The sequence below is a fragment of the Paenibacillus sp. FSL R7-0026 genome (genome assembly GCF_038004485.1).
Taxonomy (GTDB): domain Bacteria; phylum Bacillota; class Bacilli; order Paenibacillales; family Paenibacillaceae; genus Paenibacillus; species Paenibacillus xylanexedens_A.
The window spans coordinates 2,610,826-2,634,240 of the sequence record NZ_JBBORG010000001.1; the positions used below are offsets into that span (position 1 = coordinate 2,610,826).

Below are 23,415 nucleotides of genomic sequence, written 5' to 3' on the forward strand. Positions count from 1 at the left end.
CGTTTCAACACATCCCATTTATATCGAAGGAGTTATATAATCCATGAATGATAGTATAGCAGGTAGCCAGATTCGTTTCATATTGGATGCGGAAGATAAAGAGATTCGTGCGGGTCGCATGACTGGCAGTGGCGGCAAAAGTCCACGAGGGGAATCGTATGATTTTACAAACTATTATATGACTCGTAATGCTAAACCCCATATTCCCGTGGTAGGTGAGTTTCATTTCTCCAGATTCGCTTACTTGCAGTGGGAAGAAGAATTACTGAAGATGAAGGCAGGCGGGGTGAGCATTGTCGCTTCCTATGTTTTCTGGAATTTTCACGAGGAGCAGGAAGGGGAATTTAATTGGTCAGGAAATCTGAATTTACGGCACTTTGTGGATCTGTGTGGCAAACATGAACTGCCTCTGATCGTACGAATTGGTCCATTCTGTCATGGGGAAGTGCGTAATGGTGGAATGCCGGATTGGTTATTCAGTTATCCATTCGAAGTCAGGTCGAACGATGAAGGATATCTGTATTACGCTAAGCGATTATATCGGGAGATTGCCCGTCAGCTCAACGGCTGCTTTTATCAGGAGGGTGGCCCTGTTATCGGGATACAGTTGGAAAATGAGTATATGCACGCTGGCGCACCCATGGATGCCTGGGGGTATACCCGCGAAAAATACATTACCTCCGGTCGGGATGGACGAGAACATCTGAAGATGCTTCGCTATATTGCCGAAGAAGTCGGTATGAAGCCGATGTTCTATACTGCCACGGCCTGGGGCAATGCTGCGGTGCCTGAAGAAGGAACATTGCCTATGCTAGCGGGGTATGCGTACACACCATGGATTCCCAATCAGCCTCCAAGCCGGGAGTATTTATTCCGGGATCTGCATATGAATCCTGTGGAAGAAGTGGATTATGACAGTCTGGAGTACCCTGCTGCGTATTGCGAGCTTGCTGGAGGCATGCAGGTCAGTTATCACGCTCGTCCGGTTGTTGATGCGGACAGTGTCGAGGCGATGACCATTGTGAAACTTGCGAACGGCAGCAATCTGGTTGGATATTATATGTATCACGGGGGGACCAATCCAATAGGCAAAAATTCATATATGAACGAGCAGGCATTGCCTAAAATGACGTATGATTACCAATCGCCACTCGGGGAATTTGGACGTGTTGGTGAATCGTATGACCGCATTCGTACCTTGTCCATGTTCCTGGAAGCATACGGTGAGTTACTTGCCCCAATGGGCTGTGTTGTACCGGATGAACAGCATTCGATAACATCGGAGAACACGATGGATCTGCGTTGGTCTGTTCGCCAACAAGATGGCTCCGGATTCCTGTTCATGAATAATTATCAGGATCATGTGGCGATGCCTGATCGTGATATACAATTGGAATTGCATACCAGCAAAGGGACTGCTTTTTATCCAAGAGAAGGAACGATGCAGCTGAAATCCGGCATGGCGGCCATTCTGCCTTTCCATATGAATCTGAGTGGAATGAAGATCATTAGTGCTACTGTTCAGCCACTGACCCGATTTATGGTAAATCAGGAGCTTACGGCTGTCTTTTATGCTCATGAAGGTATGACGCCTGAGTATGTTATGGATGCATCATCCGTTACAAATGTGGATATGCCCGAAGGCACTGTTTCAGAGCAGGGGAATGAAGTTGTAATACATCCGATTGCCGGCAAGGACCATCATCTGCGAATCACAACATCGGACGGTATGGTCATACGAATCATTACATTGACCCGTGAAGAGGCCTTACAAGCCTACCGTTTCCGTGTGGGCGGAGAAGAAAGGCTTGTAATTAGCAGCAGTCATCTGTATGTACAGAATGAGATGATCATATGTACATCCGTGGAGCAACCAGAGATGGAGGTATCCTTTTATCCGGCTCCAGAGCATGTTTCAGCTTCTAAATATGCTGTGTTATCACAGTCGAAGCAGGGAATATTCGGTACGTTTACATTTCAAGTTTCGCCTTACGATCCTGCTGTAGAGGTTGATTATCCCAAAGAGTATGCAGCAACACTGAGATTGGACACAGCGTGGCCGGAACAAGTAGATGACGTGTGGATTGAGATTGATTATGAAGGAGACGTTGCAACAGCACATATTCATCATCAGATGTTAACGGATCATATTCACTATGGGCACAGCTGGATGCTTGGTTTGAAGCAATCCCGTCATTTACTGGCCGATCACGCGCTTCGTCTGTCCATAACGCCAATTCGAAAAGGGACGACTGAGAGTTATGTGAATCAGGCTTATGTGGAGCGATTTGAGGGTGTGGAGATCGGGAAGTTTAATGAGATTTGGGTGAGACCACAGTACCGGGTTGGGGTGGTATTGGCGGGAGTTAGGGAAGACACTTAGACTAAATCAGGAGTTAAACAACAGATAAACAAGACTTAAACAAGAGTTAACTTTCGTTAATAATACAGAGGGTTCTTTCTCCGAACGATTGTGAGGGGAGAGAACCTTTTTTTGCTGTGTTATGTAAAAACAAATGATTCCTAATCATGGTAAAAAGATCTTGACTGGTAAGCGTTTTCAATTTATTATAACTTCATAACCTTAACGATAAAGTTTATTTAAACTAAATAAAGTAACTTCGATAAAGTTAATTTTTATTTATTTAATAACCAAAAAACTTCTATTACCAACGATTTTAGTTAACTTCTTGCCTGGAGCAGGGTTAATTGAAATAAAAAAACAAATACAGGAGGTTCCAAACGAATGGTTAATCTGAAAAAGTGTACAATCTTCACGGTTATTGCTGCTCTCATGTTCATGGCATTGGGGAGTGCAGCACCCAAAGCATCTGCTGCTACAGGTTTTTATGTAAGCGGTAACAAGTTGTACGATTCCACAGGCAAGGCTTTTGTCATGAGAGGTGTTAATCACGGACATTCCTGGTTCAAGAATGATTTGAATACCGCTATCCCTGCCATCGCCAAAACAGGTGCCAATACGGTACGCATTGTTCTTTCGAATGGTAGCCTGTACACCAAAGATGATCTGAACGCTGTTAAAAATATTATTAATGTGGTTAACCAAAATAAAATGATAGCTGTACTCGAGGTGCATGACGCCACAGGGAAAGATGACTATAATTCGTTGGATGCGGCGGTGAACTACTGGATTAGTATTAAGGAAGCTTTGATTGGCAAAGAAGATCGGGTAATTGTCAACATCGCCAATGAATGGTATGGAACGTGGAATGGAAGTGCGTGGGCTGATGGTTACAAAAAAGCCATTCCAAAACTCCGAAATGCGGGAATTAAAAATACGCTCATTGTGGATGCAGCCGGATGGGGACAGTTCCCTCAATCCATCGTGGATTATGGACAAAGTGTATTTGCAGCCGATTCTCAGAAAAATACTGTGTTCTCCATTCATATGTATGAGTATGCTGGCAAAGATGCTGCAACGGTCAAAGCCAATATGGAGAATGTGCTGAACAAAGGATTGGCTCTGATCATTGGTGAATTCGGGGGATATCACACAAACGGTGATGTGGACGAGTATGCCATCATGAGATATGGTCAGGAAAAAGGGGTAGGTTGGCTTGCCTGGTCTTGGTACGGAAACAGCTCCGGTCTGAACTATCTGGACATGGCCACAGGTCCGAATGGAAGCTTAACGAGTTTTGGCAACACTGTTGTTAATGATACCTATGGTATTAAAAATACTTCCCAAAAAGCGGGGATTTTCTAATCCGCCGATGAAATAGGAACACTCTGACGTTCACGTCAGGGTGTTTTTTTAATAAAATAGTTCAATCTATAATGACTTTTGAATATTTCCGTTTGGTTTTAAAATATTTTGTTTTCAAAATAAAACAAAGATGTTAAACTCGGATTAGGAATAAAACAAACATTATCGGAGGGAAACAAATGGTACAGAGTTTATGGAATGCATCGCAGGCATCTGAGAAAACAACAGGACTTGAGCAGTTGGTTTACCGATCCAATCTGATTGGAACTGATCGCAGTGTATGTAACATCTACGGTGGCAATACGTCTACCAAAACGACAGTGAAGGATTTTCGTGGTCGTGATGTAGAAGTAATGTATGTGAAGGGAAGCGGCTCTGATCTGGGTTCCATGGAAGCGAAACATTTTACCGGACTTGGGCTCGAAGACATTCGACCATTAATTGAACGTGAATCCATGTCGGATGAAGAGATGGTTGAATATCTGGGACATTGCATGATTGATGCCAAGCACCCGCGCGCCTCTATCGAGACTCTTCTGCATGCGTTCCTTCCATATAAACATGTTGATCATACACACCCGGATGCGATTATCAGCTTGTGCTGTGCACATAACGGCAAGGAATTGGCGAGAGAGATCTACGGTGATCGTTTTGTATGGGTACCTTATGTTCGCCCAGGGTTTACGTTATCTAAAATGATTGCTGAAAGCGTATTCTCGAATCCCAATGCCGAACTCGTACTGATGGAAAAACACGGACTTGTGACGTGGGGAGAAACATCCGAGGAATGCTACGCCCAAACGATCAAGATTATCAATGAAGCAGAAGCATTCATCGAAGCACGGGTGGACGAAGGAAGTTTGTTTGGTGGTGTGAAACACCCGGCACTGGCCGCTGATGTTCGTCGTCAGATCGTATCACGTGTGATGCCAACCATTCGTGGAGCGGTATCGGATAGCAAAAAAATGATTTTGTCCTTTGATGATCAAGAGGACGTACTTGCTTTTGTGGGCGGAGCAGATTCCCCGGAATTGTCTCAGGTGGGTGCAGCTTGCCCGGATCATCTGGTACATACCAAAGTGGTACCTCTGTTCATTGATTGGACACCGGATGCGGAAGATATCGAAGGCTTAAAAGCCAAGCTGGTAGAAGGTGTCGCGGCCTACAAAGAGCAATATCAACAGTATTTTGAGAGCAACAAAAACGAAGGTGATGTCATGTTCGAAGCGGCACCACGCGTTATCCTCATTCCAGGTGTGGGCATGATCAATACAGGCAAGAGCTGGGCGCTTTCCCAAGTAAGCGGAGCGTTGTATCACAGAGCCATCGCCGTTATGCGTGGAGCTACTAGCCTAGGTCAATTCGTATCACTCAGTGCAAATGAATCTTACAATGTGGAGTACTGGCCGCTGGAATTGTACAAATTGTCTTTGGCTCCAGCAGAAACCGAGTTCTCCCGTAAAGTGGCGTTTATTACAGGCGGCGCAGGCGGGATCGGAAGTGAAACAGCACGCAGATTGGTATCTGAAGGCGCACATGTGGTGCTTGCTGACCTCAACCTGGAGGGCGCACAGAAAGTAGCACAGGAAATCAATGATCAGTACGGCGCGAATCGTGCTTATGCGCTGAAAATGGACGTCACCGATGAGGAAGCCGTTCAATCTGCTTATGCTGATGTTGCGGTGCAGTATGGCGGAGTGGATATCATCGTGAACAATGCCGGATTGGCGACATCCAGCCCATTTGACGAAACATCCCTGAAAGAATGGAACCTGAATATGAATGTTCTGGGCACAGGATATTTCCTCGTGGCTCGTGAAGCGTTCAAGCTGATGAAACAGCAGGGTATTGGGGGAAGCATGGTATTTATCGGGTCCAAGAACTCGGTGTATGCAGGTAAAAGTGCCTCGGCTTACAGCTCAGCGAAAGCGCTGGAAGCACATCTGGCACGTTGTATTGCAGCAGAAGGTGGAGAGTACGGCATTCGTGTCAACACGATTCTTCCAGATGCCATTCTACAGGGTTCAGCGATCTGGAACGGTTCCTGGAGAAATGAACGAGCAGCGGCATATGGAATTGAACCGGACCAATTGGAAGAGTATTATCGCAAACGGACGACATTGCTCGTGAATATCTATCCAAGAGATATTGCGGAAGGAATTGCGTTCTTTGCTTCTTCGAAATCCGAAAAAACAACCGGTTGCATGATGACCATTGATGGCGGTGTACCGGCAGCATTTACACGTTAAATTAGGAGGGTTCTTGCGGATGGATAACCAAGTCAAGCAAGCGTATGAAGCAGCCAAGGCATTGTATGCTCAGCACGGAATTGATACGGACGAGGTATTGAACAAACTCGCGGAGATCAAAGTATCCGTACACTGCTGGCAAGGCGACGATGTCAAAGGTTTTCTGAATAAAGATGGGGAGTTAACAGGTGGTATTTCCGTTACAGGTCAATATCCGGGGGCTGCGACCACACCTGTAGAGCTTCGTAACGATCTGGAGCAAGCTTTTGCTCTGATTCCCGGCAAACATAAGGTCAATCTGCACGCGATTTACACGGATACCGACGAGCAGGTTGAACTGGATCAGATTGAGCCAAAGCATTATGAGAACTGGGTAAAATGGGCCAAAGAACAAGGACTCGGTCTGGACTTCAACCCAACATGTTTTTCCCATGAAAAATCAAGTGACGGATTCACGCTCAGTCATCCAGACCCTGAAATTCGCAAGTTCTGGATTGATCACTGCAAGGCGTCCCGCCGGATTGGTGCTTATTTCGGGGAACAGCTTGGTCAGACTTGTGTAACCAATGTATGGGTACCGGACGGATTCAAGGATAATCCGGTGGATCGGTTGACACCACGCAAACGTCTCAAAGAATCGCTGGATGAAGTATTCGGCGAACCACTTAACCCGGAGCACAACCTGGACGCGGTAGAGAGTAAGTTGTTTGGTCTGGGTTCGGAAGCATATGTGGTGGGTTCTCATGAATTTTATATGGGTTACGGTTTGCAAAATGATACGTTAATCTGCCTGGATGCGGGTCACTTCCATCCAACAGAGGTTATTTCCAATAAACTGTCGTCCTTGTCTTTGTTTACAAGTGGCATTCTGCTTCACGTAAGCCGCCCGATGCGTTGGGATAGTGACCATGTGGTAATTATGGACGATGAGTTGCTGGAAATTGCCCGTGAACTGGTTCGACATGATTTGCTTGCGACCACACATATTGGACTGGATTTCTTTGATGCAAGTATTAACCGTGTAGCCGCATGGGTTGTGGGGACTCGCAACACGATCAAAGCCCTTCTCCGAGCGATGCTCGAACCAGTGGATGCCTTGAAACAAGCCGAATTGGAAGGGGATTACACGTTGCGTCTTGCTTTAACGGAAGAGTTCAAATCCTATCCGTTTGGCGCGATCTGGGACTACTATTGTGCTCAGCAAGGCGTTCCAGTTCGTGAAAAGTGGATCACCGACATCAAAACCTATGAACAAGACGTATTATTACAGCGTGATAAATCATTGGTGTAACTGTATTTAAGTTTCGTATAAACCACTATGGAATGACTATTCCATGGTGGTTTTTTTGGCATAATCACACTGAAATGCATAACTGAGGCGATTGCTTCCATACTAGGAATATAGATCCGTATCGTATACGATTGCCACGCAGAGGAGGAATAACAGAGTTGAATCTAGCCCACAACAAACTGTATATCGCTGCACTTGGCGGCGTGAATGAAATAGGGAAGAATATGTATTTCATCCAGTACAATCAGGACATCATCGTGATTGACTGTGGTTCGAAGTTTCCTGATGAGACATTGCCTGGTATTGATCTGATCATTCCGGATGTAACGTATCTGCTGGAGAACCTGGATAAAGTAAGGGGTCTTGTAGTTACCCATGGACATGAAGATCACATCGGTGGCATTCCCTATTTATTAAAACAAATGAACATCCCGGTGTATGCATCCAGGCTCACTCGTGGGCTGATCGAACTTAAACTGAAAGAGCATGGGCTGCTGCGCAAGGCCGACTTGCATACGATCGATGCTCATTCCAGCATTACGCTGGGAGGGATCGAGGTTTCTTTTTTCGCAACCAGTCATAGTATACCGGATTGTCTTGGTATCTTTTTTCAGACTCCAGCAGGCAATGTCGTGCATACCGGAGATTTCAAATTTGATATGTCGCCTGTACATGGACCTTTCCCTGATCTGCACCGCATGGCCGAAATTGGCAAACAGGGTGTCCATATTTTGCTCTCCGAGAGTACGAATGCAGAAAGACCCGGATTTACACCTTCCGAGCGTGTTGTGGGAGATCACATTCTGGATGCCTTTATCCGTGCCAAACAGAAAGTATTTATCTCCACCTTTGCGTCAAATGTCAGCAGGGTACAGCAGATTGTGAATGCAGCATTTGAGACGGGGCGCAAACTGGCACTGTTGGGCAGAAGTATGGTGAATGTGGTATCGGTGGCCAGTGAATTGGGGTATTTACAAGTTCCTGACGGATTGCTGATTGAAGCTATCGATTCGGATCAGTTTCCACCTGAACAAGTTGTTGTATTATGCACCGGTAGCCAGGGAGAAGCAATGGCAGCATTGTCACGTTTGGCATCCGGTAAACATCCTCACGTAAGAATTAACGCCGGGGACACGGTAATTATTGCTGCCGGAGCCATTCCGGGCAATGAACGAAATCTTGCACATGTAATTGATAACCTGTATGTTCTTGGAGCACGTGTGATATATGGTTCAAGTGGTGCAGCTGGGATGCATGTATCGGGACACGGCAGTCAGGAAGAACTCAAACTGATGTTAACCCTGATGAAACCGGATTATCTGATTCCGATCCACGGTGAGTTTCGTATGTTGTATCAACACAGACTGCTTGCTGAATCCGTAGGTATAGAGCGTGATCATGTGTTTATCGTGAATAATGGGGATATGGTCCAGTACAAAGACGGCATTGCTTCGCTGGGCCCCAAAATTGCGTCGGGAAATAGTCTCGTAGACGGTCTGATCATGGGTGATGTCGGCAATATTGTACTTCGTGACCGCAGGCAACTGTCCTCCGATGGCATGCTGGTGATTGTGACTACACTGAGCAAAACGGAGAAACAGATGGTCACGTCACCCGAAATTATCTCCAGAGGGTTTGTATTTGTTAAGGATTCGGAAGAATTCATGCATGAGATTCATGAGCTGGTTCTAAACCGGATGGGTGAGTTAACCGGGGCTGGGGTAAATCAGTGGAATGTGATCAAAAGAAAGCTGAAAGATGAGATTGGTCACTATATTTACGCTCAAACGAAGAGAAGACCAATGATCTTGCCTATTATTATTGAGGTTTGAGTCTGTACGGAATAGGGAGCGTTCTTGTGCTATTGGCCTGTGCAAACGTGTAAATGGAAGCTTAACTGCCTGATGAATGTCGGATCATACTTCTGTATGAACGTCACATTACCATCGGGCTTTTGCTGTTTATTCGGAGTTGTACAACGTGATGTGTATTAATTGAGTATGAATCAAATTCGCCATGGGTTCGCGATTCGAAGTATAATAAAAGGTAAACTAGCTAATAGAAATAAGAGGAGTCTTTATGAATAAAACGATTTCTGATATCGCTCAGATGGCAGGTGTGGCAAAAAGCACGGTCTCTCGCTTCCTGAATGGCGGATCGGTTAGTGAAGATACACGCCAGAAGATTGAGCGTATTATCAAACAATACAACTACGTTCCCAATACATTTGCACAGAGTCTGAAGGCAAAGAAGACCAGTATTATCGGTACGGTTGTGCCACGTCTTGATTCTTTTGCAACATCACAGACATTGATCGGAATTGATGAAGAACTGCGGAGTAATCAGTATCAGATGCTGATCGCAAATACGAGTCAGGACATGCAGCGCGAGATTGATGCCATCTATGATTTTGCACGACAGAAGGTATCGGGTATTATTCTGCTGGCTGCTGAAGTGACTGAAGCACATCTGAAGGCCGTTGAGGATATACGGATTCCGGTGTTATTGGTAGGGCAGCAGCATGAGCAACTGCACAGTCTGGTTCACAATGATGATCAGGCAGGTTATGAGATGGGCAGATATGTCGTCGAACAAGGTCACCGCAAGATCGTGTATATGGGAGTTAGCGAGAAGGATCGGGCGGTAGGGATCTATCGTAAACAAGGATTTCAGCGAGCAATCGCCGAGTGTGGTGAATGTGAAGTGAAGTATTATGAGACAAGCTTTAAGATGTCTGAAGCCATCGTTACCGCTGAAGCCATCCTAAAAGAGATCACACCAACAATCATCGTAGGGGCCACGGATAATATTGCACTGGGTGTGATGAAGATTGCGTTCTCCAATAAAATTCGCATACCGCAAGATTTGTCTGTTACCGGATTTGGCGGATATGATATTACGGAGATGATTCATCCCACGCTGACTACTGTGAAATATCATTATTTGCAGGCGGGCAAAGTAGCGGCAAATCACATTATTCGTCTGGTCAAAGGCGAGTCGGTGGAGGAACGAACAACACTGGACGTAGAACTGATTCCTCGAGAAAGCGTTGACAAATTATAAAAACATCCTTTATGATAATTCCATCGAACCGGTTCCACTGTGAATATCCAATACGGATATGCGAACACGGGCAGGCAGTAATGCCATATGGAATTATTTTTTTGCGCCCGATGGAACCGGTTCCTATATTTTGAATGGAGAACAGCTATGAAAATGACTAGAGAGCAACGCTACAGACGAATTGAGCAAGCGGAGCCTGGAGAGATTGCGAAGCTTGAAGCACAGATATCCGTGTGTCCTTGGCGACAAAGTTATCACATTCAGCCGATAACAGGTCTGCTTAATGATCCTAACGGCTTTGCATATTATCAAGGCTATTATCATCTGTTCTATCAGTGGTTTCCACTTGGGACAGAACATGGCATGAAATACTGGTATCATACCCGCTCGAAGAATCTGGTGAACTGGGAAAATGTCGGGATTGGAATTGAACCGGGTGGCAGGTATGACTCACACGGAGCTTATTCCGGCAGTGCGATTGAAAAAGACGGCAAGCTACACTTGCTGTACACAGGCAATACCAGAGATGAGGATTGGGTCAGACATCCGTATCAATGCCTGGCAGTCATGGATGAAAGCGGTTCAGTAACCAAACTGAATCATCCCGTGATCTCGTCTGTGCCAGCCGGATACACGGAACACTTTAGAGATCCCAAGGTGTGGCAACAAGGAGACACGTATTATTGTGTAATTGGTGCGCAGAGAACAGACGAGACGGGATGTACAGTGCTGTATCGCTCCATTGATCTGAAAAACTGGGAGTTTCTTGGTGAAATTCGTACGCAATTAACCTCCTTTGGTTACATGTGGGAGTGCCCGGATTATATGGAGATGGACGGGAAAGGTGTACTTGTCTTTTCCCCGCAAGGCTTAGATGCAGCGGGAGATCATTATCAGAATATTTTTCAATCCGGTTATCTGATCGGTGAGCCGCTCAATCTCCAGACGAGAGAGTTCAATCATGATGAATTTCAGGAGTTGGATCGTGGATTCGACTTCTATGCGCCGCAGACGATGCAGGGCCCGGACGGAAGACGTATTCTGGTTGGATGGATGGGACTTCCCGATCTGGAATATCCAACAGACGATAGTGGCTGGGCTCATTGCCTGACCATTCCTCGGCAATTGTCATTCCGTGACGGCAAGTTAATTCAACAACCGGTTGAAGAGATGGTCCAATTACGTCAGCAGGAGGAAGGGACACATATTCGCGCAACAATTGATAATGAGAGTCGATCTTTCACTGGTTTTAATGGGATTACCTATGAGCTGATATGTGAGATAAGCCATGTAGAAGCAGAGAGTGTAGGCATCGAATTCCGGGCAAGTGAAACTGAGAAAACGGTTCTTCTGTATGATCGGATTCAGCAGAAAGTTATTCTGGATCGGACGATGTCTGGGACCGAGCTGGCAGAACAAAATGGGTCCATACGGCGGTGCACGCTTACTGCGGATGTGATTAAGTTCCAACTGTTCGTGGATTCATCTTCGGTAGAGATCTTTGTGAACGATGGGGAAGAGGTCTTTACCAGCCGCATTTTCCCAAGTCAGGACAGCGTGGATATTTGTTTCTTTGCACACGGCGGCAAGGCAGATTTTGAAGCAACAAAATGGGATTATTAAGTATTACGTGAGAGGAATGAGATAACATGTCGGAGAATCAACGGATTGCCCAGGAAGTCATTCATGCCATCGGGGGCAAAGAGAATATCGCATCATTTGCACATTGTGCAACACGTCTTCGCATCATGGTGAAAGATAAAGAAAAAATTGATCAAAAAACGGTCGAGAACATCGAGAAGGTGAAAGGCGCTTTTTTCAACTCAGGTCAATATCAGATTATCTTTGGTACGGGAACAGTGAATCGAATCTTTGAAGAGGTTGAGAAGCTGGGAATCGAAGGAACATCCAAGGATGATGTGAAGAGCCAGGGGAAAAAAGAAGGAAATGCTTTTCAACGGGCTATCCGCACGTTTGGTGACGTATTTGTACCCATCATTCCCGTTCTGGTAGCTACAGGACTGTTCATGGGATTGCGCGGATTACTTACCCAGAGTGAAATTCTGGCGTTATTCGGTGCAACACCGGATGATATCTCGGCCAATTTCCTGTTGTTCACTCAAATCCTGACGGATACGGCATTTGCATTTCTACCTGCACTTGTAGCGTGGTCCGCATTTCGCGTATTTGGCGGAAGTCCGGTACTTGGTATCGTACTGGGGCTAATGCTGGTCAATCCCGCATTACCCAATGCCTACGCGGTGGCAGATGGATCAGCACAGCCGCTGCATATGTTCGGTTTTATACCTGTCGTGGGTTATCAGGGATCGGTTCTGCCTGCGTTCTTTGTAGGTTTGATTGGAGCCAAGTTTGAAAAGGTATTAAGAAGACGGGTACCCGAGGCGCTGGATTTAATTCTGACTCCTTTTATTACGTTAACGGTTATGATTACGCTCGGACTTTTCGCCATTGGTCCTGTATTCCATTCCCTGGAAGAGTGGGTGCTGCATGGAACAACTGCCGTATTGGATCTTCCGTTTGGCATCGCAGGTATTATCATTGGATTCTTCCATCAGATTATAGTTGTTACCGGTGTGCATCACATCTTTAATTTCCTGGAGATTCAACTACTGGAGAAAACGGGATTTAATCCGTTCAACGCCATCATTACCTGCGCCATGGCAGCACAAGGAGCCGCTTGTCTTGCCGTAGGTCTGAAGACCAAAAATATGAAACTCAAAGCACTCGCATTACCATCGTCCTTGTCCGCATTTCTGGGCATTACCGAGCCAGCCATCTTCGGAGTTAACTTGCGTTATATGAAACCATTTATTATGGGACTGGTTGGTGGTGGTGTAGGTGGTTTTATCGCTTCCTTGTTCCATCTGCAAGGTACAGGCATGGCTGTAACGGTTATTCCCGGTACATTGCTCTATCTGAACAGCCAACTGCCGTTGTACATCTTGTCCAACGTGGTTGCCATGGCCATTGCTTTTGCACTTACTTGGTTCTTCGGATATAAGGATCAACCGGTCGCAGAAGAGGCGGTGAGCCATGAGAACAGTGGAGTAACATCAACTGAAGTTATAGCAGAGGACTCTAATCCGCGTATTAATTCAGTTACCGATACCGTTACAAGCAATCGTCCTAAGGTAGATTTTCTCGAAATCGCTTCTCCAATGAACGGTACCGTCGTTGCTCTGGAGCAGGTTCCTGACCCGGCGTTCTCGGAAAAACACATGGGTGAGGGCATTGCCATCGAGCCATCAGAAGGAAAAGTGTACGCACCGTTTGATGGTGTCATTGCACATGTCATGAACAAGAGTAAACATGCGGTGATTCTGGAGCATGAGACAGGTGTACAGATGTTGGTTCATATCGGAATTAATACGGTTGGACTAAAAGGAAACGGTTTTACCGCGCATGTGAATAGCGGAGATCGTGTAACTGCAGGACAGTTGTTGATTGAATTTGACATGGATGTCATTCAGGCTGCGGGTCTGCCTTTGATTACACCTGTGTTGATCCCAAGTGGAAACGAAACGATAGCAACTGTTACAGCAGCCTCAACCGGTCGTGTGCAAGCCAATGGGGAAGCAGTACTGATAGTGAAATTTACTGAGCCACAATAGAGGCGTGTAAAGTGGGAAGCGGGTAGAGATTCATCTCACCCGTTTCCCTTTTTTGTGCATACTGGTTATGAAATCAAAGAAAAAGATCATCAATAATCTAATTAAACAAAGAGTTCTAGCACACAAGGTAGCACTAGTTTCCGATTATCCAATCGACGCCCTATGAAAAACAAACGTTAATCGTGATCCTACAGGCCAGCGTGACGTTTCAGTCGCTCTGCAATCTGCATCAGATCTTCCGCGGATATCCCTGGCGCAAATTCTTCCGGCAGATCAGGCAGCTCAGGCACTGGCCCTCCATACCCCGGCAAGCCTGCAAAAGCCTCCAGTTTACCACCATCGGTTGGGTGTGTTCCTTTCCAAATCTGAGCAATGCCCTGATAATCCTTGTCACTAAATGTGTACAGTCTGCGGTGCTCGCCCATGGCTTCCCATTTTCGTGTCGTTTCAAAAGCTTTGTTATCCAGTCGTGGAATAGGAAACATCTTCGTTACATCTACACCTGTTGCAATTTCCAGTGCCTTGGCATACGCAAGAACGTGCACACCTCCACGTACAAGCAGATAACCAGTCATTTCTCGGGCTGTTTTGTTGTCTGTCATTTCGTAGACTCTCATTTTGTGAGTTCTGGCTCCGCATTCAAGAAAGAAATTATGCAACAGATCAAAGATCAGATTGCCACTGCTCACGACATACGAACCATTCCAGGGTCTTCCCATGGAGTCATACGGGAGCGCTGTCTGAGCAGATTCGATAAAGTGTGACGTCATCCGTGCGTCTTTACCAACACGCAGTGGTGTGGAGTCTGGGTCACCTGGTGATGTTGAACCTTCAAGCATCAGGTTAATCGTATTGGCGACAAGTTCGACATGGCCGAATTCCTCCGCGGTAATACTTGCAACAATGTCATAAAAGGGACGCAGCTTGGATCTACCTCTGAAATTGAATGACTGAAACATATAGTTATTTAATGTTGACATTTCCCCGAACTTTCCACCAAGCAACTCCTGAACTGCACTAGCTCCATTAGGGTCAGGATTATTGGATATGGGTAGTTCGATGGCAAGACGGTCTACACGTTTAAACATGACATTTCCCCCTCAATCCTAGTTAGTGTATAGGTATGAAGGGCCACTTGTACGTTATTCAATCAATTGTGAAACAAAAACAAAACGTTCTGCCAGAGCTTTAGGCTCTGAGCAGAACGTTAGATGAGTTCTTATTTGGAAGTTATGCCAACAACGCTGGTTCCATTTTTCGTGATTTTGTACTTCAGCACATCTCCGTTCCAGAAATGGAACTTAAGCGTGACTTCTCCATCATTGGTTTCATTGAAGAAGTTAGGTTTCAGTTCAATCACATTACGTTCGTAATCTGGGCTAAATGTGTAGGAGAATTCTTTGAACGAAGTCCAGTTCTGTGGACCGGCGTTCTCTCCGTTTGCATACGTTGCTTCCATCGTGGCCAGTTGATTGCCGTTAAACGTAGTCGGAATGGCAAATGCACTGGTTGTACCAGTTGCATCGTTCAACTTAGGTGTGTCATATTTAATGATATGGAAGTTCCAGTCAGCACCTTCATTGAATCCAGCCGTGAGTGTGGCATTTACGCCCAAATCACCAGAGGCTGTCAATTTGGTTAACAGATTGGATTTTAACGTAAGTACATCTTTTTTGATCGTATAGTCTTTACCTCTTACAAGAGGGGTGGTACCATTTTTCAACGAATTGAATTTGTTTCCATTCAGATTGAGTTTTACCTTCTTATCTTGAATGGCTTCATTTTGTTTAAGATATACGAGATCCGTTTCGGCTGTGGATGAGCGACCTGTCCAGCTGGCTTTCATGGTATCAAATAATTCCTGATCAGACCAAGTAAAGCTTGTGCGTCCGAAGTGTTGTCCGTTATCCCACAACATCGTTGTCATCTGTTTTTGACGCAGATATTGTCCAACAAATTCGAAGAATTTCAGTTTTTCGCCTTGCTCAATGACACCTGTGTGCTGGTCAAAACCAAGCAAGCCATACTCACCGACGATAACCGGAATGCCTTTCGCTGTGAAAGCATTGTATACCCGATCGAATGTGTCGGTAACGTCCTTCTGTACTTCCTCGTTATACTTGGTGTAACCTGCGATGTTCACACTGAACGGCCAGAACCCGTAGTAGTGAACGGTTGCAATAATATTACTGTCATTCAATTTTTGAATGGTCTTATTTAGTTCATCCAGATCAGGTTGAGCGGAAGAGGTATGCATCGTTGGAAGCACAAGTGGACGTGTCTCGTTGTTTCCACCCGAAGTTCTTACGATCTTGTGAAAAGAAGTATTCAATTCGTCCAGCATGCGATATCCAATCGCTGCATCCGTTGTGCCGCCTTCGGAGAAGCGTGGTTCGTTAACACTTTCAAACATGAGTTTATCGGATGCATCTTTGAATTTGTCCGCAATCTGAGTCCAAGCAGCGTTATAACGTGCAAGCACGTTGTCATGGTCTTTCTCCATGTAACTGATCCAGCGCCAGGAATCATGGTGAAGATTGATCATGACGTAGAGATCCGCATCAAGGGCCCAGTTTACCACCTCTTGAACCCGATTCATGTAAGCGGAATCAATTGTGTAGTCAGGTGCGTCACCGATGTGGGCTTCCCAGGTCACAGGGATACGGATACTGTTGTAGCCCTCATCTGCAATCGACTGAATTAGTTCCTTCGTAATGCGTGGGTTGCCCCAGGCAGTTTCATCTTCACCAACGGCGTCCAGAGAGTTACCCAGATTCCAGCCAGGCTCCATGGCGTTTACATAGGTCTGCATTTTGCTTGGAGCGGGTGAGGTATTGGCCTGTTCGCTGTTGTCAGTTGCAGCTGAAGCCATAGCCGAGGAGAATAGAGATAGAATCATGGCAGTCACTAGCGTAAGAGATAGGACTGATTTGCGGTTTCTTTTCATTAATATAGTCTCCTTCGAATAGAGAATGGTTGAACGTGAATAGCGGTTAAGCAGGGTGAAAATAGAGCTCAACACAAACAAAAATTCACTTGTTTAATACTGGAATCACCACCGATTTATGCTCTGAAAGCGTTTTCGTAATTTACTATATCATGATTTAATATACGACAATACCTGCACAATTGGAATAAAAATCATGTGAAAATCAGTGATTGCTTTTTAATGATAATTAGATTTAAATACCCTGGGAGGGATCTAATATGAAGCTGGATGCACATCAACATTTCTGGGAATACAATGTCGCCGAGTACGGATGGATTGGCGAAGAGATGAAAACCATTCGTCAATCTTTTCTTCCGGAAGATCTTGAACCTTTATTGGTCCAATCCGGACTGGATGGATGTATTGCGGTACAAGCCAGACAATCAATGACAGAAACCGAGTGGCTTCTGCAGTTGGCAAATCGGCATGAATGTATCAAAGGTGTTGTCGGATGGGTGGACCTTTGTTCGGATGAAGTTCGGAATCAGCTTGAATTGTTCGCGTCCAATCCGTATCTGAAGGGCGTGCGTCATGTCATACAGGATGAACCTGATCTGAAGTATGTATTGAGAGAAGACTTTCAGCGCGGAATTTCATTGCTAAAAGAGTATGATTTGGCCTATGATCTGTTGGTATCCAAGGAGCAACTGCCTTATGCGGTGGAACTGGTTAAGTCGTTTCCTGAACAGCGATTTGTACTTGATCATCTAGCCAAACCCGACATAAAATCAGGTATAATTTCACCCTGGAAAGAAGCACTTGAGTCATTGGCCGCACAACCAAATGCGTACTGTAAACTTTCAGGGATGGTGACGGAAGCAGACTGGGTAAATTGGAATCCAAAGGATTTTACAGCCTATCTGAATATCGCCATTGAAGCTTTTGGTGCGGAACGGTTAATGTTTGGATCCGACTGGCCTGTGAGCAACGTTTCAGCTACGTATTCTGAAGTATATGGTCTTATTAATTCTCACATTAATGCCTTACCTATACTAGATCAACAGATGATTCTTGGCGGCACATGTGCTACGTTCTATCAAATATCGTAGTGGGCAATCCGAAGCTAAACCGGTTTCAAGAAGTTGACAACTGTTCTGATTCTTGCTAAAGTTTTATCCAATCCGCATAATCATGATCTGGGAATGTTACCGATATGGGCATAACCTGAGCTGGCTTGTTTACACAATTTTGTGTACCCAGGCTGGTTCGGGTTTTTTCTATTTAAGTTGAACAAACGATTTTACACGGGGCGACTGCGCGGCCAGAACAATCTTCCAATCGCTGTTATCCCCAGATTTTTCGAATCCCTTTTTAAAGGGGAAATCCGGTGATAAAGGCGAACGCTTCGCTTCTCCAGATTTTTTCTGTCCTCTTAGTTTATGTGTAATTGTGTGGTTCAACTTAAATATTTTGTCTCTATAATTTTCTCGTGATTTGAGCGGATAACTGAACTACATACTTGGAAGGAGAATGATGATGACGAATTATAAATTTCCTAAAGATTTTCTATGGGGTGGAGCGATTGCTGCCAATCAGGCGGAGGGCGCGTATCTGGAAGATGGCAAAGGGCTGAGTATCGTTGACTTGCTGCCAACAGGAGAGAATCGCAGAAGCATTATGAAAGGCAATGTTCCAGCTTTTACGCCGCTCGCTACCGAGTTCTTTCCTTCGCATGAAGCGATCGATTTTTATCACCGTTACCCTGAAGACATTGCTCTTTTTGCCGAAATGGGATTCAAAGCACTGCGTGTCTCCATTGCCTGGGCACGGATTTTCCCGACAGGAGAAGATGCACAGCCAAATGAAGCCGGATTACAATTTTACGATAACCTGTTTGATGAATTGTTGAAAAACGGCATTGAACCTGTGGTTACATTGGCTCACTTCGATGTGCCTGTGCATCTGATCGAGAAGTATGGCAGCTGGAGAAGTCGTGAACTGGTAAATCTTTTCGAAACGTACGCTACAACGGTATTCACTCGGTACAAAGACAAGGTGAAATACTGGATGACATTTAATGAGATCAACATGCTGTTACATCTTCCGTTCCTTGGGGCGGGGCTGGCGTTTAATGAAGGGGATAACATCAAGGAAATTCAATATCAGGCTGCTCACCATCAACTGGTTGCAAGTGCATTGGCAGTCAAGGCATGTCATGAGATTATTCCTGGTGCCATGATTGGGTGTATGCTCGCCGCAGGAAGCTTCTATCCGTATACTTGTAATCCGGAAGATGTGTTCCAGGGCATGGAAAAAGATAGAGAGTCCTATTTCTTCATCGATGTGCAGTCACGTGGGGAATATCCGGGTTACGCCAAACGTTTCTTCAAGGATCACGAATTGAACATTGTTATGCAGTCGGGTGATGCGGAAATCTTGAAGAATCATACCGTAGATTATATCGGGTTCAGTTATTATTCAAGTCGTACAACCAGTACCGATCCGGAAGTCATTAAAAATATGACCAGCGGTAATGTATTTGGCTCGGTAGCCAATCCATATCTGGCGAAGTCCGAGTGGGGCTGGACGATTGATCCCAAAGGATTCCGTATTACTGCCAATCAACTACATGATCGTTATCAGAAGCCGCTGTTTGTTGTTGAGAATGGATTTGGTGCCAATGACGTGGTTACACCGGAAGGTGAAGTGGATGATGCGTACCGGATTGACTACTTGAAACGACATGTAGCTGAAATGGGTGAGGCCATTCAGGATGGGGTTAACATCATCGGTTACACCAGCTGGGGACCTATTGATATTGTAAGTGCATCCTCAGGTGAGATGAGAAAACGTTATGGCTACATTTACGTGGATCGTAATAATGAAGGTCATGGAGAGCTGACACGACTGAAGAAGAAAAGTTTTGAGTGGTACAAAAATGTGATCGAATCCAACGGAACGAACCTGGGCGACGAGTAGTTTATATTTTTCTGAATTAAAATGGTCTTATACCGCAATAAAACATCGGAAGTTTCATCTATATAAATTGAACTAAACATTTACACAAAACGGAGAGGACAGAAAAAAGCTGGAGATAACACCGATCGGAAGGTTGTTCTGTCATCGGAGTAGCTAGTGTAACTATTCTCTAGTTCAATTTATATAACCATGGGACTTCCGATTGTACTCACATTGAAAGCGTTGACATATAGTCAGGTTCGCGCTATACTTGACGCAATTATATCGTTTCTGGGATTGTTACTACACGACGTAGGCAAAACCTAAGCACCAAAAAAAGCAGACCACCATGTCTTGTTTATTTTGTGATGCTTCAGGTTTTTTTTGTATGCCCAAAAGACGATGTATAACTGCCAAGAGAGTGGAACGTGACGGGGGGATTGAAGTGAAAATAGCAAAGGTTATCAACAATAACGTCATTAGCATCTATCAGGTGGATGGAGCAGAGCTTGTGGTGATGGGACGTGGGATTGCCTTTAAGAAAAAGCCGGGGGATAAAGTAGACGAGACCCGCATTCAGAAAGTATTTGCATTGAAAAACAAACAAACATCCGATAATTTCAAAATGCTGCTGCGTGAAGTTCCGATGGAACTGATTGAAATTGTGGAAGAGATCATCACGTATGCGCGTGAGAATCTGGGTCGAAAGCTTAATGAGAACATCTATGTATCTCTTACAGATCACATTAACTTCGCCATCGAACGTTATCGGGAAGGCGTGGAGATCAAGAACGCATTAATGTGGGAGATCAAACAGTTGTACAAGTCCGAATTCGAACTGGGCTTGAGGACGCTGGAACAGATCAACACTCGAATGAATATTGAGCTTCCAACCGATGAAGCGGCTTATATTGCTCTTCACATTGTCAATGCAGAGATGAATGAAGAAGTCATTACGACGATGAATATTACGAAGTTTATCCAGCAAATTATTAATATAGCGAAATATCATTTCAAAATGGAATTTGACGAGGATTCCCTCAGTTATTTTCGCTTCATCACACATCTGAAGTTCTTCTCTCAGCGTGTGCTCAGTGGTACGCATTACGACAACAACTATGATCATTTCTATGACATGATTAAGGAGAAACATCCGGATGCCGCAGCGTGTACGGAGAAAATTGAGTTGTTTGTCAAAAAGGAATACAACCATGAACTGACCAATGAAGAAAAATTGTATTTGACAGTTCATATCGAACGAGTAGTTAATCGATAATATTTAAATGTTGACAAAACTGGTTTAATTATAATAATATGTGATTAACAGGAATTGAATACGATTTAACTGGGATTGTTACTGGTTATGCAGGCAAAACCTAAGTCATGAGAAGGTCAGGACCATTGTGTCCCCTCACTCAAGGCTTAGGTTTTTTGCGTGCAAAAAAATTGGTAAGAGGCCTGTTTGAGAAAAATTGGGGGTGCAGATCATGAGTCAAGAGAAACTGGCCAAAGAGATTGTAGAACTGGTCGGCGGTGAGAGAAATGTGGAATCACTGGTGCATTGTGCAACACGATTGCGGTTTGTATTGAAAGACGATGCCAAGGCAGACAAAGCCAAACTGGAGAAAACAGAAGGCATCATCGCAGTCAAAGAAAATGGAGGACAGTTCCAGGTGGTTGTTGGTAACAAGGTGCCTGAAGTCTATAGTGCCATTGGAGAGATCAGCAACATTCTGGACGATTCGTCAGATAAAGAAAAACCTCGCAAAGCAGCCAAAGGGCTCGGGGGTATTATCGATATCATATCCAGCATCTTTGCACCACTTCTGGGTGTTATGGCGGGAGCCGGTATTCTAAAAGGGTTATTGTTGATTGCAAGCAATATCGGATGGCTGGAAACGACAGAAACAACATATACAATCCTGTATGCAGCAGCAGATAGTCTCTTTTATTTCCTGCCTCTGTTGTTAGCGGTTACAACAGCACGTAAATTCCAGGGAAATATGTTTGTCGCGATGACGATTGCAGGAGCACTGATCTATCCGTCCATCGTCGCGTTGAAATCAGAGGGAACACCAACGGATTTCTTCGGTATCCCTGTCATTTTGATGAATTATTCATCTACAGTTATTCCTATCATTTTAGCTGTCATTGTCATGAGCAAGTTGGAGAAGTTCTTTAATAAGACTCTTCACGATAGTGTGAAAAACTTTGTTACACCATTATTTTTGCTAGTGATTATGGTACCACTGACACTGTTGGTATTTGGACCATTTGGTGTCTACGTTGGTAATGCAATTGCAGCCGGACTCGTTGCCGCATTTGGATTCAGTCCATTGCTCGCTGGAGCCGTTATGGGTGCAAGCTGGCAGCTGCTCGTTATATTCGGAATACACTGGGGTCTGATTCCGGTATTTATCAACAACGTTGCAGTGTATGGACAGGATGGGGTTAAACCGGCTGCGACAGCTTCTATCTTTGCCCAAACGGGTGCTGCTTTTGGGGTTATGTTGAAAACCAAGAATAAAAAACTGAAAACATTGGCGGGATCATCCACGTTGACTGCTCTGTTCGGTATTACGGAACCGGCCATCTATGGGGTAACATTACCACTGAAACGTCCATTCATTGCAGGGGTAATCGGTGGTGCAGTTGGTGGAGCTATCATTGGTCAAGCGGGTACATTGGCATTTGCATCCGGCGCACCGGGACTACTGACCTTGCCAATCTTCTACGGACCAGGTGGACAAGGCTTCCCAGGATTGATTCTGGGTATCGTAGTATCCTTTGTTGTCTCGGCTGTACTGACGTACATCATGGGCTTTAAAGATCCGGTCGAAGAAGAAACAAAAACCGAACCTGCTGCATCTACCGAGCAACCTGTTCGTGCAACGAATGCTTCGGACGAAAATGTATTTAGCCCAATCGAAGGAACGATTGTTGAATTGTCGGAAGTTCCAGATCCGGCCTTTGCATCGGGAGCAATGGGTAAAGGGATTGCAATTGAGCCAACTGTGGGTAGAGTTGTAGCGCCTTTTGATGGTACAGTTACCGTTGCATTCAAGAAAAAACATGCCTTGGCTGTAGTATCAGACACCGGTGCTGAGATATTGGTTCACGTGGGAGTTGATACCGTTAAATTGGATGGGCAACATTTTGTTTCCCATATCAAAGAAGGCGATCGGGTCCAAGCGGGAGATCTGTTGCTTGAATTCGATATTGCACAGATTAAGGCTGCTGGTTATCACACGGTAACGCCGATTATCGTAACGAATTCCGCCAACTACGAAGAAGTGATTCCGCAGGCTACAGGTCAGATTAGTAGCCAAGAGCTTCTATTAAAATTAAGTAGCGGTAATGGTCAAAAGTAGATTGATGTACTATTCCGATGGTGTCGTGTTTTCAAGGTTCCGTTGACATGGTGGAATTGGAAAATTATAATTAGAATTGTACATCTATACATGATAATGAAAGGTGGATTATTGAACATGACACATGCGATGAGACTGCGCTTCCTTCCTTTGAATCGGTAATTGAATACGTTCAAAGGCTCTGACTATTGGTTC

At 44.9% G+C, this 23,415-nt stretch carries 14 protein-coding genes; 12 read left to right on the plus strand and 2 right to left on the minus strand.

Features of this window, described 5'->3' with window-relative positions:
• The first annotated feature begins 43 nt into the window (after positions 1–43).
• From MKY44_RS11920 to MKY44_RS11955, 8 genes are all read left to right on the plus strand, one after another.
• On the plus strand, positions 44–2,383 hold the full coding sequence (locus tag MKY44_RS11920) for a beta-galactosidase (RefSeq protein WP_341007195.1): 2,340 nt from the start codon (positions 44–46) through the stop codon (positions 2,381–2,383).
• A 411-nt stretch (positions 2,384–2,794) separates the two neighbouring features.
• On the plus strand, positions 2,795–3,727 hold the full coding sequence (locus MKY44_RS11925; protein ID WP_445670685.1) for a glycoside hydrolase family 5 protein: 933 nt from the start codon (positions 2,795–2,797) through the stop codon (positions 3,725–3,727).
• A gap of 179 nt (positions 3,728–3,906) precedes the next feature.
• Positions 3,907–5,976, plus strand: coding sequence for a bifunctional aldolase/short-chain dehydrogenase (locus MKY44_RS11930; protein ID WP_341007197.1), 2,070 nt, complete (start codon positions 3,907–3,909; stop codon positions 5,974–5,976).
• Between the two features lie 19 nt (positions 5,977–5,995).
• Positions 5,996–7,267: an L-rhamnose isomerase gene (gene rhaA, locus MKY44_RS11935; RefSeq protein ID WP_074094867.1), complete on the plus strand. Its 1,272-nt coding sequence runs from the start codon at positions 5,996–5,998 to the stop codon at positions 7,265–7,267.
• A 158-nt stretch (positions 7,268–7,425) separates the two neighbouring features.
• A complete protein-coding gene (locus MKY44_RS11940; RefSeq protein ID WP_339784107.1) occupies positions 7,426–9,099 on the plus strand; it encodes a ribonuclease J in 1,674 nt (557 codons plus the stop codon).
• A 247-nt stretch (positions 9,100–9,346) separates the two neighbouring features.
• Positions 9,347–10,330 (plus strand): LacI family DNA-binding transcriptional regulator, encoded by a 984-nt coding sequence (locus tag MKY44_RS11945; RefSeq protein WP_341007198.1) that lies wholly within the window; start codon positions 9,347–9,349, stop codon positions 10,328–10,330.
• A gap of 147 nt (positions 10,331–10,477) precedes the next feature.
• Complete coding sequence (locus tag MKY44_RS11950) at positions 10,478–11,953, plus strand: glycoside hydrolase family 32 protein (protein ID WP_341007199.1); 1,476 nt, start codon at positions 10,478–10,480, stop codon at positions 11,951–11,953.
• A gap of 26 nt (positions 11,954–11,979) precedes the next feature.
• Complete coding sequence (locus tag MKY44_RS11955) at positions 11,980–13,962, plus strand: sucrose-specific PTS transporter subunit IIBC (protein ID WP_341007200.1); 1,983 nt, start codon at positions 11,980–11,982, stop codon at positions 13,960–13,962.
• A 188-nt stretch (positions 13,963–14,150) separates the two neighbouring features.
• Here the strand turns inward: MKY44_RS11955 and MKY44_RS11960 are convergent, their stop codons facing one another.
• Both MKY44_RS11960 and MKY44_RS11965 read right to left on the minus strand, forming a co-directional pair.
• Positions 14,151–15,050 (minus strand): manganese catalase family protein, encoded by a 900-nt coding sequence (locus MKY44_RS11960; protein ID WP_091031094.1) that lies wholly within the window; start codon positions 15,048–15,050, stop codon positions 14,151–14,153.
• A gap of 131 nt (positions 15,051–15,181) precedes the next feature.
• The gene (locus tag MKY44_RS11965) at positions 15,182–16,909 is read right to left on the minus strand and encodes a cellulase family glycosylhydrolase (RefSeq protein WP_341007203.1); all 1,728 of its coding nucleotides are present in this window, start codon (positions 16,907–16,909) and stop codon (positions 15,182–15,184) included.
• Between the two features lie 260 nt (positions 16,910–17,169).
• Here MKY44_RS11965 and MKY44_RS11970 point away from each other — a divergent pair, with 260 nt between their 5' ends.
• The 4 genes from MKY44_RS11970 to MKY44_RS11985 all read left to right on the plus strand — a co-directional run bounded on the left by MKY44_RS11970 (position 17,170) and on the right by MKY44_RS11985 (position 23,220).
• On the plus strand, positions 17,170–18,000 hold the full coding sequence (locus tag MKY44_RS11970; protein WP_341007204.1) for an amidohydrolase family protein: 831 nt from the start codon (positions 17,170–17,172) through the stop codon (positions 17,998–18,000).
• A gap of 427 nt (positions 18,001–18,427) precedes the next feature.
• Entirely contained in the window at positions 18,428–19,870 is a 1,443-nt protein-coding gene (locus MKY44_RS11975; protein ID WP_341007205.1) for a 6-phospho-beta-glucosidase, read from the plus strand.
• 424 nt (positions 19,871–20,294) lie between these two features.
• Complete coding sequence (gene licT, locus MKY44_RS11980) at positions 20,295–21,125, plus strand: BglG family transcription antiterminator LicT (RefSeq protein WP_341007206.1); 831 nt, start codon at positions 20,295–20,297, stop codon at positions 21,123–21,125.
• Between the two features lie 211 nt (positions 21,126–21,336).
• Positions 21,337–23,220 carry a beta-glucoside-specific PTS transporter subunit IIABC gene (locus MKY44_RS11985; protein WP_341007207.1) on the plus strand — a complete coding sequence of 628 codons (1,884 nt, stop codon included), beginning with the start codon at positions 21,337–21,339 and terminating at the stop codon, positions 23,218–23,220.
• Positions 23,221–23,415 lie beyond the last annotated feature (195 nt).